A 16,769-nucleotide genomic window follows, 5' to 3' on the forward strand; every position below is an offset into this window, starting at 1 on the left:
GGTTTATTCATGCGGACGCTCGCCATTGATGCGCAGGAGCCGACAAAGCGGCCAACAACGTATCCCGCTTTGCCATCACCTCATCAATCGCTCTTTCTTTGACATGCCCGTAACCGCGAATCGAGTCGGGAAGCTTTGCCAATTCGATGCACACGTCCGGCTTATCGGCGAGATGCGTTAGCGCGGTTCTGATCCACAAGCGGTACTCACGGATCAGCGCGCGCTCCCGTCTCCTTTCTGCGGTGTGGCCGAACGGGTCGAATGGTGTTCCCCGCAAGATCTTCAGTCGTGCCAGCAGCGGAAAAACGTGGCCGAGCCAGGGACCAAACTCTTTTTTGATAAGTTCGCCCTTCTCGTTCTTGCGCGATAGCATCGGCGGAGCAAGGTAATAGCGAATCTTGAAGTCTCCCTCGAACTGGTTTTCAAGCGATTTTTTGAATCCGGGCAACGAGTACAACCGTGCTACCTCATACTCGTCTTTATAGGCCATCAGCTTATACAGGCCCTCGGCAACAGCCAAGATAAAGGCCTCTCGCTTGCCGTGCGATCCGACTTGCGCCGTAATCTCACTGACAAAGGTCTCATACTCGCGCGCATAGCGTTCGCTTTGATATGCAGCGAGCAGCGACACTCTCGACTGGATCAGTTCGTCCAGCACCACCTTTTTCTTCTGGCGCCAGACAATCACCGATTCGACTTCCTCACCGGCGGCAAAGCGGGCGGGATTGACCGCGAGCCAGCGTCCGATCTGGAATGCCAGCTTGTTCTTCTTGACGGCTTGACCGTTGAGTTCGATCGCGCGCTCTATCGACTCGCGAGCCAATGGGATCAAACCCTGCTGCCACACGAAACCCAGCATGATCGCGTTGGAAAATACAGTGTCTCCCAGATGTCGTCTGGCAATCTCCTGTGCGTCGACCCAGTCGACGAAGTCGTCACCGCACACTGACTCCACATGCGATTTCAGTTCCGCCTCAGGCAATTGCCAATCGCGGTTGGCGACAAACGCTGAGGTGGGGGAAGTCTGTCCATTGATAACGACGCGCGTTTTGCCTTTTCTTATTCTCGAGAGCGTGTCGGGCGCCGCCGTCACGACAAGATCGCAGCCAATGATGACATCCGCTGAGCCCGATGGAATTCGCGACGCATACATGCGCTCCCGCTTCGATGCTAGTCGCACGTGACTCCACACCGCGCCACCTTTCTGGGCCAGGCCTGCCATGTCGAGAACGGTACATCCACGTCCTTCCAGGTGCGCCGCCATACCGAGCAGATTGCCGATCGTCACGACGCCTGTTCCGCCGACACCGTTGATCAAAATGTCCACGGTGTCGGTCATTGCCGGTGAAGCGGGATATGGTAGTTCAGGCCAGTCTGCCATCATGGCTTCAGGAGATTTCTTCGTTTGGCTCGATCGAAGCTTCCCACCCTCGACTGAGACGAAACTCGGGCAGAAACCTTGCACGCATGAGAAGTCTTTATTGCAGCTCGACTGATTGATCTGGCGCTTTCGCCCCAACGGCGTGTCGAGCGGCTCGACCGAGAGGCAATTGCTTTGGACAGAGCAATCGCCACAGCCTTCGCAAACTTCGCTATTGATCGCAACGCGCTTCGCCGGATCGGGATAAGTGCCTTTCTTCCGGCGACGCCTCTTCTCGCTAGCGCAGGTTTGATCGTAGACGAGCACTGACACCCCTTCGTAATCACGAAGGTTGCGCTGCACGGCGTCGAGTTCTGAACGGTCGTGAACGGTGGTCCCCGCCGCGAATGTGGTGCCACTTATGCGATATTGTTCGATATCGTCGCTGACCACGGCAATTCGTCGCACGCCCTCTGCGGCAACCTGGCGCGTGATGCCGTCGACGGTTAATTCGCCATCGACTGGCTGACCGCCAGTCATCGCAGCGGCGTCGTTATAGAGTATCTTGAAGGTCATCGAAACACGCGCCGCGACCGCCTGACGAATTGCGAGCGAACCCGAATGGAAGTAAGTTCCGTCGCCAATGTTCGCGAAGATATGTTTGCGCGTAGAGAACTGCGCCTGGGCGACCCAAGGAACACCTTCGCCACCCATATGCGTATACGACTCGGTGCGACGGTCCATTGAGCTCGCCATATAGTGGCAGCCGATACCAGCCGTTGCGCGCGATCCCTCTGGGACGCGAGTAGAAGTATTGTGCGGACAACCGGAACAGAAGAAAGGCTTTCTGATCGCGCCCGCGACGGCCTGCACCCGGCCAACGGCCTCGAGCGCAGCTAAGCGCGCCTCGATCTCCCGCTTCCGCGTTTCCGTCCAGCCCGCTTGCGCTCGCAACCGGGCGACGATCGCGCCGGCAACTTCCACGGGCGTCAACTCATAGTCGCTTCTTAACAGGCAGGCTTCTCCAGAGCGATTCCATTCGCCACCAATCGCTCCACTGCCCTTACCGGAGACGCGAACCAGCGGAAGCCCATTCAATGCATCGGAATAAAGCTCGTCCTTGATTTGCTGTTCGATGATCGGACGCTTTTCCTCGACGACAAGAAGTTCATCGAGGCCTGCCGCGAAGTCCCGGAGAATCGTCGGATCCAGAGGCCACACCATGCCGATTTTAAGCACAGCTAGGCCATTTTTCTCGATATCGTCGTCACTCAAACCCAGTAACCTGAGCGCCTCCATGACGTCGTTGTATGCCTTGCCGGCGCACATGATCCCCAGCTTCGATTTCGGCCCTTTGATCCGAATGGAGTTGAGACGATTCGCCCGGCAAAACGCCAACGCCGCAGGCAGCCTTTTACGTACGATTCGCGGCTCCTGTTCGGCCCATACATCGGGCGAACGGATGTGAAGATCATCGTCGGCGGCAAATTCTTTGTCGGGCAACCGAATGTCGATCCGATGAGGATCGACGTCGGCAACGGCGGATGTTTCGATCACGTCGGACACACATTTCAATCCGATCCACAGTCCCGAATATCGCCCCATTGCGATGCCGAGCACACCAAAGTCGAGATAGTCCTGCACACTCGCCGGATAGAGAACCGGAATGAACGCGGCAATCAATGCCTGTTCGCTCTGATGTCCAAAAGTGGATGACTTGGCAGTGTGATCGTCCGCTGCCGCAACCAGCACACCGCCAAGAGCCGATGTGCCGGCACCGTTGCCATGCTTCAAGGCGTCGCCGCTGCGATCTACGCCCGGCCCTTTGCCGTACCACATCGAAAAGACACCCTCGACCGTGGACTCCTGCGGAAAGAGCGCTAGTTGCTGGGTGCCCCACACCGCAGTCGCCGCGAGATCTTCGTTGATAGCGGGAAGGAACTTGATCTGATGCTGCTTGAGCACAGCTTCGGCCGACCAGAGTGCGGTGTCGAAGCCCGCCAACGGCGAGCCGCGATAGCCGGAAACGAATCCGGCAGTATTCAGTCCGGCGTCATTGTCGCGTATGCGCTGATTGATCATCACGCGAATGAGCGCATGCGAGCCGCTCATGTACGCGTAGCCCCGCTCCTTTCGATACTTGTCATCGAGGCTGACCTCAGAAGTTGGCGCTGTCTCGACTTCGATCACCGGATTGTTCATTGCCGTCTCCTTCCGTATTTTTTCATCGACCGAAGTCGAGCCGGGTTCGAGTATAGGACTCGACTTTCTTCAGGAAAACAGCACCGCATGTCTATGGCGGTTGGAAAGCGCTAAACGGTCTTCAACTCCTGCTACTCAAAACTAATCGCTTTAAGCTGGAAGTGATCTGTAGCTCCGTACCGAAGTAAAAAGTGCTCGGCGGCCGGCGAGAATCGATTCTTTTTCGAATGCCATTCGTTTTTTCGCTCATGGCAGATATGGTCGACCGTCTTCACGCAAGAGGACACATTGTCAAAGCGGCAATATGAACTTCCGAACGGCGTTCCACCAGATACCGTTAATCGAATTGGTCGAGAGACAGCATAGCTGCGGGCGCGCCGCCGAACAGCTTATGGATATTCATCGATTGGACCGACAAGCCGCATCGCGCGTAAAACGGTGGCACATAATTGAGCCGATCTCGTCGCAAACTTAACTGCACGATATGCTGCACGCGCTACAGGCGTTTATGCCGGAAGGTGTGGAATGGACTCGGCCGGAAGGCGGAATGTTCGTCTGGCTACAACTGCCGAGTGGCATGGATAGCAGCAGGCTTCTGCAGGACGCATTGGACAGTCATGTCGCATTTGTGCCAGGCGGCACGCGAACGACGTTACTCGACAGGGCTCGGCCCGCGCTCGAGATAAGTAGACAACGCAATGTAGCTTCGTGTGCCGGTGAAACCCTCGATAGAGTGAATCCGCTCCAATAGATCCTCGAGCGTCTGCGTATCCCGCGTACGGACCTTTAGCAGCATGGCACTATCGCCCGTCACGGTGTGGATCTCTTCAACATCGGGGAGTTCTTTCAACTTGAGGAGATGGCGCGTGACGAGATAACTCGGCGTGTCGACGTGCACGAAGGCAAGCAATGGTCTGCCCAGCTTAGAGCCGTCGAGCGAACAAGCTGTCTTCTTGATGACGCCTTCGCGCTTAAGTCGTTTGACACGCTCATGCACCGCCGGCGCAGACAGATACAGCAGGGCTCCCAATTCGGCGTAGCTTCGGGTGGAATCGTCTGCGAGCAGGTTGAGCAGTTTGCGATCCGTTGCATCGAGTTTTGCCGGTGCGGAGGTGATCTGCCGCATACCCTGCCCTTCTGCGGTCTCTCGCGCCGTCGCTTCCTTACCTGTGGCCATCTTGATCTCACACGGATTGTCGGTGTCTGGTCGCTCAAGCATAGACCATTACCTGAATGCCATACAAGGAAATAGGGCTTTCCTCTAAGCAGATCAAGCTCACTCGATGAATTGGCTCGACTTTATCAAGCAACTCACTGGAGCGCCGCGGAGTGCGGGCTGGATTGGGAGCACGGTGAAGGGACAATCCGACAAAGTACCGCCGCGAGTGTCTTCGGTAAGCTGAAGTACTGGACGGACCTCGCCGTCCCGCTAACAAAAGCGACCATTCATGCAGTTATTTCGCACCCCTTGGCATCACGCGCCAATATGGCGACCCGAAGGCGTGAATCTCGTTGCGTTCGCTTTAGCCGCGCATGACGAACTGTCTGCACGACCGGCGCGATTGCAGCGAGCTTTACGCGGCTTCTGCCAACTCTGGCCAGGCTGCCGTTTCGACTGCACGCTCGCGCAGATGTCGCCGCGCGACGTCCTCAAACTGTTCGTGCCACCGCGCAACGTCGCCCTCATCATGGACGTCTTCCAGTTCTTGCAGGAGCGCGATAACGCGTGGTTCGTAAGCGTTGACGCCCGACATTGCCAACGCGCGAAGCAATGGACCACCCTCGCCCGCCTGGTAGTACCCAATACCGAATTCTTCCAACGCGGGCGAGTAGTGCTCGTCGTGAATCAGCGCGCCGATCGCGCAGCGGCGGCCATCGCGCCCACGCAACCGACAACTGCCGCTGTCGTCTTCCGACACTGCCATTTGCGCGAGGAGATGCGAGCGAACCGTTGTGAAGATCTGCTGGAGGCTTGTCATGAAACTGCTCCGCATCTTCACGCAGCGCGCTGCAAGCTATTCGCCGACAGTCCGAATCTGCGCGCGATAGAGCGCAGCCGCTCGTCCCATTCCCAGATGCCGAAGACGTCATGAACGTTCTGCAGACAGCTCAACAATTCGACGGTCTGTGGCGAATAGATGTTGAGGCGTGCGCGCAACAGTGCGCGCTTCAGTGCCGCGACCCCCGCGTCCATGTAGGTGGGAATCTGCAGAGCGTCGGCGAGGACATAGCGAACCGGCACTCCTTCCATCGACGTGCGGTAATCAATCGGACGGATCATTGCGCCGATCGGGCATCCGCCGCAACGGCCGCGGTACGCGCCGCCGCCCCGCGGAAGCAGCGCGGCATTGCCCTGGTTCATAAGATGCGCCACGCTCGAATCGAAGATCTGTTGATGAGTAAGAAATCCCGCTGCCACGGCTTTGCTCCGACGAATTAAACATGTACACACTATCGTCCGCTGGCGCGTTACCTTGTATCCAGAAAAACCCTGTTTTTACCTAAATCGAACAAAAGTACGCGTAATTTGTACCGAAAAAAGGGCGGACTGAGCGTTCGCTGATCCATGTTCGACGCCGCTGTCAGTGTGCCGTTAAGATGTGAGCGCGAGTGCATGAATTGGCGCGGTCCCCAAGCGCGGCAACCACTGCATTGGTAACCCTCAACAAGATCCAAACTCAACACCAAGCGGCCGGGCAATAGACAGCAATATTCTCGCTATGGAAAACCGGCAAGTTGCCTATCAACATCGATTTCGCTTTTTCTCCCATTGTCGATACGTTGTGCAAGAAAGCGTGCTCGCCTACAAGGCGCTCGTGCGCTCGTTCCCGTCTTTCAACGTAATTCACAGTGCGCTCGACAAATCCGATTTACGTATCAGGAGTACTTAGGAGAGTGCGGATCGTCATGTTTTCCCGAACTTCCAGGACCATGCAAGGGATCGCGCGGCCGACTTGCCAACAAAATGGTCCGCTACTATTGTCCCCTAGTCCACACATGGACATGTCACGACATGCCTTTAGCATAATTGCGGCTCGGCTCATACCTTGCTCGTGCAAACGTGTATAAATATTCCAGATCGCCTGTGTTTTACTCTGCCACGCGAGCGACACTCGCATGGAGTTATTGAAGATGACCACAAGTCAAGATCCGCAAGTCGAAAGCGATATCGCCGTACAACTCGCAGCCGAGCGTTCTACCAACGCCCGGCTACTCAAACTTATTAACGCCCACTCGAAGATCGCGGCGACCAAGCTGAATCTGGATACCTTCTTTTCCGTAGTCACCGACGCGCTGCTCGATCTGGTGCCCGCGGCGCACGCATCGGTAGTGGAATGGGTCGACGGCGACGACATGGTGTACCGCGCATGCAGCGGGTCGATAGCGCGGCACGTCGGTTTGCGCCTGAAGCGTGAGGGAAGTCTCTCGGGTCTGTGCTCTGTCGAGAACAAGCTGCTCTATTGCCGCAACACTTCCAACGACCCACGCGTCGACAGGCAGGCGTGCGAGCGAGTGGGAGCCGCTTCGATGATCGTCGCGCCGCTTGCCTACCACGCGGAAGTGGCAGGCGTCGTCAAGCTGATGGCCGACACGCACGATGCGTTCTCTGCCGAAGACATTCAAACTCTCGAGCGGATCACTTCGCTCGTCGCGTCCGGTATGGCGCATCAGCGCGTATTTGCCGAGAACCAGACGCTGATCGAAGAAAACGCGATCACCATCGCAAAGCTCCGCACCGAAATCGGTTTGCGCGAAGCCGCGGACAAGAGGCTCGCCTCTTCCCTGCGCCGCCGCAGACTCGTGCTCGACACTACGCATGACGCTTTCATTTGTACGGACTCGAACGGCATCATCATCGACTGGAACGATGCGGCGAACCGCACGTTCGGCTATTCACGCGACGCCGTGATCGGCCAGCCCATGCTGTCACTGCTATTCCCCGAGCGCTGCAAGGCTGAGTACGCTCAGTTGGACATCTTCGAGTTCGACCGGAAGCAGCCCGGACACAGTCCGCGCACGGAACTGACCGCCGCGCGAAGCGACGGCAGCGAATTCCCGGCAGAACTTTCCGTGGCCGCTGTGCAATATGACGGCAGTAAAGAACTCGCGTACTTCGTGCGCGACATCACCGAGCGCTTTAACGCGCGCGATCTCGACAAGCGCTTTCGTGTGCTTGTCGATGCGATCAGCGATTACGCTATCACGTTGCTCGACGCCGACGGGTTCATCACCACCTGGAGTGCCGGGTCCGTGCATGTAATGGGCTACCATGCCGACGAAGTGATCGGCAAGCCACACTCGCTTTTCTACACGCCCGAAGACGTGTCAGTGGGCAGGCCGCAGAAAGACCTCGACCAGGCCGCGCGCGAAGGCCGCAGCGAAATGGAAGAGTGGCGTGTGCGCAAGAACGGCACGAACTTCTGGGCCAACACCATCGTCACGGCGCTGCGCGATCCCAACGGCGCGCTGCAAGGCTTTGCGAAGATCACGCGCGACATGTCGCGGCGGCGGCGCATGGAAGAACTCGAAGCATCCAGCCAGCGTATGAGCCAGTTCCTCGGCCTGCTGGGGCATGAATTGCGTAATCCTCTCGCTCCACTGCGCAACGCCGTTAGCATGCTGCAACTCAAATCGAAGGGCCACGAAGCATTTCTGCCAGAACACGAGCTTATAGACCGTCAGCTGTCGCACCTCACCCGTCTGGTCGACGATCTGCTCGACGCCGGGCGCGTGACGCTCGGCCGCGTACACATCACGCCTACGCCGTGCGCGTTGCAGGCAGTCGTTCAGCTCAGCATAGAAGGCAGTGCGCCGCTTCTGGCCGCGCGTAACCAGACATTGAACGTGTCGATGCCCGATGAGCCGATGCGCGTGAACGGTGACCTCACGCGCCTCGTGCAGGTCGTGCAGAACCTGCTGAACAACGCATCAAAGTTCAGTCCCATTGGTGCGTCAATCGACTTGACGGTATTTCGATCAGCACGGCTACTCGCCATTCGTATTGACGACCCCGGCCGCGGCATCGAGCCCGATGCGATCGATGCGATGTTCAATCTATTCGTGCAGGAAACGCCAACCGAAGAACAGGCCGATAAAAGTGGCCTTGGCATTGGACTCACGCTCGCGCGTGCAATCGTGGATCTGCACGGCGGACATATCGACGCGCGTAGTGCAGGACGCGGCAAAGGCAGTTCGTTCACAGTATGGCTGCCGGGGTACGAAAGCGAAGTTGCCGACGAAGAGACACGCGAGAATCCGCCCGTCGCACCGCCGCAAGCAAACCTGCGCGTGCTCGTTGTCGACGACAACAACGACTCTGCGGACAGCATGGCCGCGCTCGTCGAAGTGCTCGGCCATGAATCGCGCGCAGTGTACGACGGCGCCGCTGCCGTCGAGCTCGCGAAACAGTGGCAACCGGCGCTTGTCCTTCTCGATCTTTCGATGCCGAAGATCACCGGCTTCGATGCGTTACCGCAGATCCGCGCAGCCCTGCACGAGCCCGGCGCGGTGATCGCGGCAATGACAGGACTCGGCACCAGCGAAGACCGCGCGCGGACCGCAGCAGCAGGCTTCGATTTGCATCTGACCAAACCGGTCGGTCTCGACGATCTGGAAGATGTGCTGCGTCTTGCAGGCAAGAGCTCTGTGACCTGAGAGTGCGATGTGTGTCGGCTCGCACGGCGCTCAGGTCATTTCATATCGGCCGGCTCACACGAGCCTAACTCCTGCTCGAAAAAAGGTCGGCCACAACGGAGCGCAACCAGCGATTGCCCGCCTCGTGATGGTACTTCGCATGCCAATGCTGCCGGACCGCGAATTTATCGACCTGGAACGGACAGGAGTGAACTGCAATGTCGTTCACTCTTGCCAATGTCTCGCCGATGTTTCGCGGCAACGTGGCGATCAGATCGGTCGACTTGATGATCGAGCCGAGCCCGAGCATGCCCGGAAGCTCGAGTACAACATCGCGTTCTATGTTCTCGCGCAACAGCGCCTGCTCGAGCAATTGCGCGCCCGTCCCGGCAGCAATGGTCACGTGCCCCTCGCGACAGTACTGCTTGATGCTGAGCCTGGTGCGCACACGTGGATGGTCAGGATTGGCGAGACAGACCCAATCCTGCATATAGAGCTGTTGCTGATACATGCCACTGCCGAGCCACGGTATATGCCCGATCGCCAGATCGGCTTCGCCGGATTCGAGCGCGCGCTCCGTGTTTCCATCGATTCTGGCGGCTTCCAGCCGGATACCCGGCGCGTGGGCGCGCACGTGTGCCAGCATCCTGGGAAGCAGCGTGATGTGACTTGCATCCGTCATGCAGATGCGAAACCGGCGCTTTGCCGTGTTCGGATCGAACGATATCTCCCACGCCGAAAACCGCCGAAGCGACTCAAGGATCTGCCTGCACGGTCCGATCAGCGCATCCGCCTGCGGCGTCGGCGTCATCCCGCCTGGTGTACGGACGAACAGCGGGTCCTGCAGGTGTTCCCGCAGACGCCCCAGCCAGATGCTGACCGTGGGCTGACTCTGCCCAAGCTGCTCGGCAGCACGCGTGACGCTCCGCACGTCGTACAGCAGGTCGAAGAGCTGCAGTAGCTTGAGATCAGGTAGCTCGGGGCTATTCATGGCGATATTGTCGAAAGTAATGTCGCCATTGTATTCATTGAATTATGCTTAAGCGCACACTCCTGTATCTTGCACCCCGCGCCTCGCCCGGCGCATCAGCTATCAGGCGGCAGCCGACACTGCCGCCCGCAGTCCGAGCGAGTAGCTGTCTATACCAAATCCGCAAATCTGTCCCTTCACGATCTCGGCGAACACCGAATGATGGCGAAAGGCTTCGCGCGCGTGAATGTTCGACATATGAATCTCGACGATGGGTACGGTCAGGATGGCGAGCGCGTCCCTAATGCCATAGCTATAGTGCGTCCATGCGCCGGCATTGATCAGCACGCCATCGACTTTATCGACGAAAGCCTGATGGATCCGCGCACACATGTCCCCTTCGCTGTTGGTCTGGTAACTCTCCACCGTCACGCCAAGCTCCGTGGCCAGCGCCTGAAGTTGAGCATCGATATCGGCGAGCGTGGCAGTTCCGTATTGAACCGGATCGCGCTTGCCGAACATGTTGTGATTAATGCCGTGCAGCATGAGGAAGGTTTTCATGAGTTATCCATACGATGTTTAGACTGGCGTCGTTTCGACAACGGCGCCGGTTTTCGCTGCCATCACGACCGCTTCGGTAATGCGCAGATTTTGCAGGCCGTCGCGCGCGGTAACGATGGGTTTCGCCTCGCCTCGCACGACTTGCCCGAAGTGTTCCATCTGATACTTGAGAGGATCGTCGCGCATCACGGCCTCCACGCCGACATCGAACGGCTTCCACCAGGATCGATCCTCAGGTTTCCCGTAGGTCTTGAGGCGCATGGTCGGAATCGACAATGATCCGAATGTGCCGGCGATCACATAACAGTCTTCGTCAGCGTAGGACGCGTAGGCCTTGTTCTCTTGCGACGTCTGTTCCCAACTCCGCGCGCTGGCGGCCGTATCCGATAAAAGGAACGTGCCGAGTGCGCCGTTCCCGAAACGCAGATTGACGGCGACGGTATCCTCGACTGCATAGCCGCGCGTCGCGTTTGACGAAAACGCCTGGACCGCCACGATGTCGCCGCATAGCATTCGCAGGTTGTGGATGTCGTGAATCATGTTGAGCAGAATCGGTCCTGCGCCCGGTTCCTTGCGCCACGGCGCGTCCTCGAAATACTCATCGGGCTTGAAGAACATTGCGCTGCCCATAACCGCAACTATCGAGCCGAGCCTACCTTCGTCGATGATCGCCTTTGCGCGCGCCATGATCGGGCTGTGCGCGCGGTGATGACCGATCAGCACGCTCGCGCCATAGCGGTCGGCATCGGCGACGAGTGCTTCTGCCTCGTCCACCGTGGACGCTATCGGCTTCTCCAGCAGCATCGGCACACCTGCCTGCATGCTCAAGCGCGCGTGTTCCAGGTGAAGCGTGTTCGGCGTTGCAAGAACCACACCGTCGGGACGATCTTGTCTGAAGAGTTCACCGAGCGAGCGGTAATGCGGCACATGTGCTTTCGCGGCAATGTGGGCCGCCGCGTCCGACGGATCGACCACCGCCGACAGGACGCAAGTCGCGCTTTCCCGGACAACACGAATATGCTCGAGACCGATATAGCCGGCACCCGCTACGGCGATACGCGTTTTCTTCATATCACTCTCCGTGTCTTCCGAGCCGGCGTGAATCGCCCACATCGAGGTCAGATTGAACACGATAGCGAACGCGACGACCGGTTATAAGCCACAGCCTACTCGCGATAACGAAATTCCGTCATATGTCTCGCTTTGAACGCGGTGTTTTCTCGTCGCGTCAATCCAGCGGAACCGTGAGCTGGTCGATGATCGCGTGCGTGCGCGGACGCACGCCTCGCCACCATGCGAACGCTTCGGCGGCCTGTTCGACCAGCATGCCGACGCCATCCGCGACGCCTTGCACGCCCGCGTGACGCGCTAGCCGCAGGAACGGCGTGAGACCCTTTCCGTACGCGAGTTCATACGCCGTGCCGCTTGCGCTGAAAACGCTCGGCGGAACAGGCGGCCGTTGCCCGGTCAGGCTCGCGGACGTCGCGTTGACGACGAGGTCGAACTGTCCCATCGATTCAAGCTCCGCATAGCCGCACGCGACGAGTGTTGCGTCAGCCGCAACCTGTTCGACGAGCGCCTTCGCCTTGTCCACGTGCCGGTTAGCAATGACGAGTCGTGCAGGCCGCGCCGCGATGAACGGCAGCAACGCGCCGCGCACAGCTCCGCCCGCGCCCAGGACCAGCACGCGCTTGCCCGCCATCGGCTGATGCAGGTTGATTTCAATGTCACGCACGAGTCCGACGCCGTCGAAGTTCTCCGCCACTATGCGCCCGTTCTCGAACTTCATCGCGTTGACGGCCCCCGCGAGCGCAGCCCTTTCGCTGCGCTCGTCGGCCACGGCGAATGCCTGTAGCTTGAACGGCGCAGTGACGTTCATGCCCTTGCCGCCCGCAGCGATGAAAGTTCTCACCGTATCGTCGAAGGCATTGGCCGGTTCCAGCGGCCCTTCGATGGCGTCATACGTCATGTCCTGTCCGGTCTCTTCTGCGAAAAGACCGTGGATCAGCGGCGATTTCGTATGTCCGATCGGATTGCCGATTACCGCGTATCGATCGCTCATTGCGCACCCGGCTTCGAGAAGAGCACGCCATCGGTCTGCATCGCGTCGATCTCGGCCGCGCTAAAGCCCAGCGATTGAGCCACTTCCTCGTTGTGCTGTCCGAGGTCGGGGCCGACTTCGCGTATCGACGTATCGCAGTCGGAGAAGCGGAACGGAAGGTTCGGCAGACGCAGTTTTCCGAAGCGCGGATGGTCCTGCTCGATCACCATGCCACGGGCGACGATTTGCGGATCGGCGACAACTTCATCGATGCGCTGAACCTTCGCGCTCGGCACATCGACGCTGTCGAGCAAGGCCAGCACTTCCGCGACAGGCCGCGCAGCTACCCACGGTTGAACGACTGCGAGAATGGCTTCACGATTCGCATTCCGTCCGTTCAGACTATGGAAGCGCTCGTCGTTGCCGAAGCCAGCCGGACCGCCGTGTTGCTCGACGAGTGTCGCGAAGCGCTTCCACGAATCGTCCACTTGCGCCGCGATGACGAGATCGCCGTCGGCCGCGCGAAACACGCCGTACAACGTCGATGTCGGCATGTCGTGGCCCGTTTGCTCCGGCACCACGCCTTGCATCGTGTAGCACTGCACCGCATATTCATGCATCGAAAAGAGCGCGTCATACAGCGCCATGTCGATGTGCTGGCCGCGGCCGCTCTTCACCCGGCCGAGCAGCGCGGCGTTGACAGCCGCGACCGCATGAATGCCGGTGTACATGTCGCCGAGCGAAATGCGCATGAGCGGCGGCGGCTCACCGGGGTTGCCGATCATCTGCATGATGCCGCTCTTCGCTTCCGCAATCAGGCCGAAGCCCGCGCGATGCGCGTCCGGTCCGGTATGTCCATACGCGGAAATCGAGCAGTAGACGAGACCCGGATTGCGCTCGGACAACGCGGCGTATCCGAGCCCGAGCTTGTCCAGCGCGCCCGGCCGGTAGTTCTCGATGAATACGTCGGCGGAATCGCATAGACGCTGCATGAACGCCTTGCCGCGCGGATCTTTCATGTTGACGCTCACGCCGCGCTTGCCCATGTTGAGCTGCAGGAAGTAGGCGCTTTGCTGGTCGTCGAGGACGGTGGCGTGCTGACGGCCTGCGTCGCCGCTGCCGGGACGCTCGACCTTGATGACTTCCGCGCCGAGCGCCGCAAGGCATCGGCCGACATAGGGACCGGCGAGAAAGTGGCTGTAGTCGACAACGCGGATACCTTCGAGTGGACGCGCCTGCATCATTTCGCTCCCGGACGGCGCGGGATCATCAGACGATGTTCGCCGCGTTGAACGACTTCGCCGTTCTGGTTGATCAATTCCGACGGCAACACGACGATGCCCCAGTCCGGACGGCTCTTGCTCGCGCGCATCGAGCCGACGCGGAACTTCACATGCAGCACGTCGTTAGCCTTGATCGGCAGCAAAAAGTCCCACGTCCAGCCGAGCGACATGCCAGGCAGAAAGCGATAGTCGCTTTGCGTCTTCAGGCCGTCGGCAATCGACAATCCGAAAAGACCATGCGCGACGATCGAACCGAAATGGCTCGCATTGGCGTATTCCTCGTCGACATGTACCGGCGTGTGATCGCCTGTGAGATCGGCGTATGCGAGGATGCGTTCTTTCGTGACGGTATAGCTGGGGCTCACGCACTCGTCGCCTTCCCGCGCATCGTCCCAGTATTTTTCGGTGATGGTAGTGGTGCTCATGCTCACGCCTCCGCGCGTGGGTTGATCGCCAGCGCCTGCGCGACGCACGTAGCAGGTTTAGCCTGAATGAGTTCGACAGCGAGGCCGTCGGGCAGACGCAGCCAGTTGCGGCCTTGCGGCATTTCTGTGACGCCGAACGCTTGCGCGGCGGCAAGCGCGGCTTCGAGGTCTTCGCACATGACGCCGAGATGCGCGAGCCGACCCTCGGGGCCCTCATGCTGTGGCGCGCTGATGAACTGCAGACCACCCAGCGTCCAGTACTGACGCGGCTCTTCGCGCGTGCCGTCCACTTCTCGCATCGTCATGCCGAACACATTTTCGAAGAAGCCGATGTGCCACTGAATGTCCTTCACCCAGATGGCGACATGTTCCAGATAGGCTCTCGTCGCGCTCATGCTGCGGCCCCTTGTTTCTGGCGGTCCGTCATCGCCCGTTCGATGCCCTTGATGCAGGCGACGAGCGTCGAGTTCACCGGAGTCGGCACGTCGAGGCGCTCGCCCCAGCGCACGACCGCGCCGTTGATAAAATCGATTTCGGTGATGGAAGACTTTTCGAGGCTTTGCAGCATCGATGTCTTGAATGCGGGCGGAAGACCTTCGGCGGCCATGTTCCAGGCGTCTTCGGCATTCGTGATGGAAAGTGTGATGCCGGCGGCGTGGGCCGCAGCCATTGCTTCTTCTACGGCTGCGAGCGACGTCGCTTTCAGAACAGGCTCATCGTAGAGCTGGCCATAGGTGAGCTGCGTGATGCCCGTGATCGCGCCCGTCGCGACGTTGATGAGCAGCTTGTCCCACATCGTGCCGAGAATGTTGTCGCTGACCGTGGTCGTCAGACCGGCGGCGTTGAACGCATCCGCGATTTCTTGCGCACGGCCCGTGATGCGGCCGTCGAGTTCTCCGATGATCGTGAGCTTGCCCGTCACGCCGGCCTGGATATGGCCAGGCCCTCGCAGGACGCCGCCGACATACGTCTTGCCGGCGAGCACGCGCTCGCGTCCGACGATCTCGCTCAACACGTCTTCGTGGCCGAGGCCGTTCTGCAACGACAGCACGACCGTTTCCGGACCGACGAGAGCGAGCGCGCCGCGCATCGCCTGGTCGGTGTGAAAGGACTTGACCAGCACGATAACGACGTCGACGGGGCCGGCGTCTGCCGGATTCATCGTCGCCCGGACCTTGACCTGGCGCGTGCCGCGCTCGTCGTCGACTTGCAGACCGTCGCGGGACATGGCTTCGACGTGCGCGGCGGACCGGTCGACGAGCCACGTCTCATGGCCGCCTTCGGTCAGCGCGGAGCCGATTGCACAACCCAGCGCTCCCGCCCCCAAAAATGCGATCTTCATATGCGTCTCCTTGAACGCAAACGAAGATACGGCTCCGCGCACATGCTGGCAATGCAATGGCTTTAATAGCCGCATTGCGTACGGCAATAATGGGACGGGTCCTCAGGCGACGTTATGGCACGGAAATGCAGACGCCGCTCGCTCCCGGCAGCCTGCATTCCGCCATTGGGGTCTAGACGCGCCGAGGTAAAGCGTCAGCCCGGCAACAACCCGGCCTGCCTATAACTATCCATGAGCGTGTCGAACAGCGCGATGTCCGCACGACCACGCGCCATGAGCTGCGCACCGGCGACTGCGGCATAGATGGCGCAGGCGCGTTGGTGGGCCCGCTGTGCGTCGACGATCTTCGCCTCTCGAAGATTTTTTTCCAGCCATGCGACATTCACGTCTGCAAAGGCCTGAACCTCTGTTTTCACTCCTTCGGGGAGATCGTCATACTCAGCGGCCATGAAGCTGCTCAGGCACATGCGGTTGTCGCTCTCGAGCGACTTGCGAAATGTCTCCGGATATCGACGCAGGCTAACAAGCGGATCCGCCGACTCGGTCGCAAGCGCTTCCAGGACCGCCGCGGAATCTTCCCAGTAACGCCTGGCAACGGCCGCAGCGAGGTCTGCCTTGCTTGCGAAGTGATGGTAGATGCTTGCAGCCTTGATCCCCACGTCCTGCGCAAGGTCGCGAATATTCAGTCCGCCGTACCCGTGGGCCTGCGCCATTCTTGTAGCCGCGACGACAATTCTGTCGCTCGAACTTCCGGCGGCCTGATTCTTCATGGCAAGTCTCCGCAAAAAAACTGTTGACTGCGCGGATTGTAGCGCCTAAAGTCCACCCTAACAAACGTTAGGTATAACGAGTCGGGGCCGACTAGCCGTCGGTTTTTTTAACGCGGCGTCAGACTATCGAACGTTAGGTAGGACGTCAGTCACATCATCGAATCAGCCACTGATAGAGGAA

The 16,769-nt window shown here is 59.3% G+C and carries 14 protein-coding genes and 1 pseudogene; 2 read left to right on the forward strand and 13 right to left on the reverse strand.

What is annotated here, in order from left to right; translation table 11 throughout:
- Window positions 1-7: 7 nt before the first annotated feature.
- A complete protein-coding gene (locus tag H281_RS0108660) occupies window positions 8-3,562 on the reverse strand; it encodes an indolepyruvate ferredoxin oxidoreductase family protein (RefSeq protein ID WP_020066702.1) in 3,555 nt (1,184 codons plus the stop codon).
- A gap of 484 nt (window positions 3,563-4,046) precedes the next feature.
- On the opposite strand from H281_RS0108660, the pseudogene H281_RS37245 reads away from it, so the two are divergent.
- A pseudogene (locus tag H281_RS37245) lies at window positions 4,047-4,199 on the forward strand (PLP-dependent aminotransferase family protein); the annotation flags it as partial.
- Between the two features lie 15 nt (window positions 4,200-4,214).
- Here H281_RS37245 and H281_RS0108665 read toward each other — a convergent pair.
- The 3 genes from H281_RS0108665 to H281_RS0108675 all read right to left on the reverse strand — a co-directional run bounded on the left by H281_RS0108665 (window position 4,215) and on the right by H281_RS0108675 (window position 5,924).
- Window positions 4,215-4,688: an Lrp/AsnC family transcriptional regulator gene (locus H281_RS0108665; RefSeq protein ID WP_288826526.1), complete on the reverse strand. Its 474-nt coding sequence runs from the start codon at window positions 4,686-4,688 to the stop codon at window positions 4,215-4,217.
- 448 nt (window positions 4,689-5,136) lie between these two features.
- The gene (locus H281_RS34445; RefSeq protein WP_020066705.1) at window positions 5,137-5,541 is read right to left on the reverse strand and encodes a hypothetical protein; all 405 of its coding nucleotides are present in this window, start codon (window positions 5,539-5,541) and stop codon (window positions 5,137-5,139) included.
- Between the two features lie 17 nt (window positions 5,542-5,558).
- On the reverse strand, window positions 5,559-5,924 hold the full coding sequence (locus tag H281_RS0108675; protein ID WP_051120923.1) for a hypothetical protein: 366 nt from the start codon (window positions 5,922-5,924) through the stop codon (window positions 5,559-5,561).
- 770 nt (window positions 5,925-6,694) lie between these two features.
- Between H281_RS0108675 and H281_RS0108680 the strand changes: the two genes are divergently transcribed.
- Complete coding sequence (locus H281_RS0108680) at window positions 6,695-9,217, forward strand: PAS domain-containing sensor histidine kinase (protein WP_084690055.1); 2,523 nt, start codon at window positions 6,695-6,697, stop codon at window positions 9,215-9,217.
- Between the two features lie 64 nt (window positions 9,218-9,281).
- On the opposite strand, the gene H281_RS0108685 is transcribed toward H281_RS0108680, so the two are convergent.
- From H281_RS0108685 to H281_RS0108725, 9 genes are all read right to left on the reverse strand, one after another.
- Window positions 9,282-10,187, reverse strand: coding sequence for a LysR family transcriptional regulator (locus tag H281_RS0108685; protein WP_020066708.1), 906 nt, complete (start codon window positions 10,185-10,187; stop codon window positions 9,282-9,284).
- Between the two features lie 102 nt (window positions 10,188-10,289).
- Window positions 10,290-10,727, reverse strand: a complete 438-nt coding sequence (aroQ, locus tag H281_RS0108690; RefSeq protein WP_020066709.1) for a type II 3-dehydroquinate dehydratase — start codon at window positions 10,725-10,727, stop codon at window positions 10,290-10,292.
- Between the two features lie 18 nt (window positions 10,728-10,745).
- The gene (locus tag H281_RS0108695; protein ID WP_020066710.1) at window positions 10,746-11,798 is read right to left on the reverse strand and encodes a Gfo/Idh/MocA family protein; all 1,053 of its coding nucleotides are present in this window, start codon (window positions 11,796-11,798) and stop codon (window positions 10,746-10,748) included.
- Window positions 11,799-11,955: 157 nt separating this feature from the next.
- Complete coding sequence (gene aroE / locus H281_RS0108700; RefSeq protein ID WP_020066711.1) at window positions 11,956-12,789, reverse strand: shikimate dehydrogenase; 834 nt, start codon at window positions 12,787-12,789, stop codon at window positions 11,956-11,958.
- The gene (locus tag H281_RS0108705) at window positions 12,786-14,009 is read right to left on the reverse strand and encodes a CaiB/BaiF CoA transferase family protein (RefSeq protein WP_020066712.1); all 1,224 of its coding nucleotides are present in this window, start codon (window positions 14,007-14,009) and stop codon (window positions 12,786-12,788) included. The genes aroE and H281_RS0108705 overlap by 4 nt, the downstream gene beginning before the upstream one ends.
- Window positions 14,009-14,476 (reverse strand): MaoC family dehydratase, encoded by a 468-nt coding sequence (locus H281_RS0108710; protein WP_020066713.1) that lies wholly within the window; start codon window positions 14,474-14,476, stop codon window positions 14,009-14,011. Before H281_RS0108710 ends, H281_RS0108705 begins: the two co-directional genes overlap by 1 nt.
- Before the next feature lie 2 nt (window positions 14,477-14,478).
- The gene (locus H281_RS0108715) at window positions 14,479-14,871 is read right to left on the reverse strand and encodes a VOC family protein (protein ID WP_020066714.1); all 393 of its coding nucleotides are present in this window, start codon (window positions 14,869-14,871) and stop codon (window positions 14,479-14,481) included.
- Window positions 14,868-15,818 carry a ketopantoate reductase family protein gene (locus H281_RS0108720; RefSeq protein ID WP_020066715.1) on the reverse strand — a complete coding sequence of 317 codons (951 nt, stop codon included), beginning with the start codon at window positions 15,816-15,818 and terminating at the stop codon, window positions 14,868-14,870. The genes H281_RS0108715 and H281_RS0108720 overlap by 4 nt, the downstream gene beginning before the upstream one ends.
- Before the next feature lie 194 nt (window positions 15,819-16,012).
- Window positions 16,013-16,588, reverse strand: coding sequence for a TetR/AcrR family transcriptional regulator (locus H281_RS0108725; protein ID WP_020066716.1), 576 nt, complete (start codon window positions 16,586-16,588; stop codon window positions 16,013-16,015).
- Window positions 16,589-16,769: the final 181 nt, after the last annotated feature.

This window comes from Paraburkholderia caledonica, from assembly GCF_000383275.1.
Taxonomy (GTDB): domain Bacteria; phylum Pseudomonadota; class Gammaproteobacteria; order Burkholderiales; family Burkholderiaceae; genus Paraburkholderia; species Paraburkholderia caledonica.

Bases quoted from the DNA above. Each gene is read 5' to 3' on its own strand.
- H281_RS0108660 (WP_020066702.1), bottom strand. From the start codon at position 3,562: ATGAACAATCCGGTGATCGAAGTCGAGACAGCGCCAACTTCTGAGGTC.
- H281_RS0108665 (WP_288826526.1), bottom strand. From the start codon at position 4,688: ATGCGGCAGATCACCTCCGCACCGGCAAAACTCGATGCAACGGATCGC.
- H281_RS34445 (WP_020066705.1), bottom strand. From the start codon at position 5,541: ATGACAAGCCTCCAGCAGATCTTCACAACGGTTCGCTCGCATCTCCTC.
- H281_RS0108675 (WP_051120923.1), bottom strand. From the start codon at position 5,924: ATGAACCAGGGCAATGCCGCGCTGCTTCCGCGGGGCGGCGGCGCGTAC.
- H281_RS0108680 (WP_084690055.1), top strand. From the start codon at position 6,695: ATGACCACAAGTCAAGATCCGCAAGTCGAAAGCGATATCGCCGTACAA.
- H281_RS0108685 (WP_020066708.1), bottom strand. From the start codon at position 10,187: ATGAATAGCCCCGAGCTACCTGATCTCAAGCTACTGCAGCTCTTCGAC.
- aroQ (WP_020066709.1), bottom strand. From the start codon at position 10,727: ATGAAAACCTTCCTCATGCTGCACGGCATTAATCACAACATGTTCGGC.
- H281_RS0108695 (WP_020066710.1), bottom strand. From the start codon at position 11,798: ATGAAGAAAACGCGTATCGCCGTAGCGGGTGCCGGCTATATCGGTCTC.
- aroE (WP_020066711.1), bottom strand. From the start codon at position 12,789: ATGAGCGATCGATACGCGGTAATCGGCAATCCGATCGGACATACGAAA.
- H281_RS0108705 (WP_020066712.1), bottom strand. From the start codon at position 14,009: ATGCAGGCGCGTCCACTCGAAGGTATCCGCGTTGTCGACTACAGCCAC.
- H281_RS0108710 (WP_020066713.1), bottom strand. From the start codon at position 14,476: ATGAGCACCACTACCATCACCGAAAAATACTGGGACGATGCGCGGGAA.
- H281_RS0108715 (WP_020066714.1), bottom strand. From the start codon at position 14,871: ATGAGCGCGACGAGAGCCTATCTGGAACATGTCGCCATCTGGGTGAAG.
- H281_RS0108720 (WP_020066715.1), bottom strand. From the start codon at position 15,818: ATGAAGATCGCATTTTTGGGGGCGGGAGCGCTGGGTTGTGCAATCGGC.
- H281_RS0108725 (WP_020066716.1), bottom strand. From the start codon at position 16,588: ATGAAGAATCAGGCCGCCGGAAGTTCGAGCGACAGAATTGTCGTCGCG.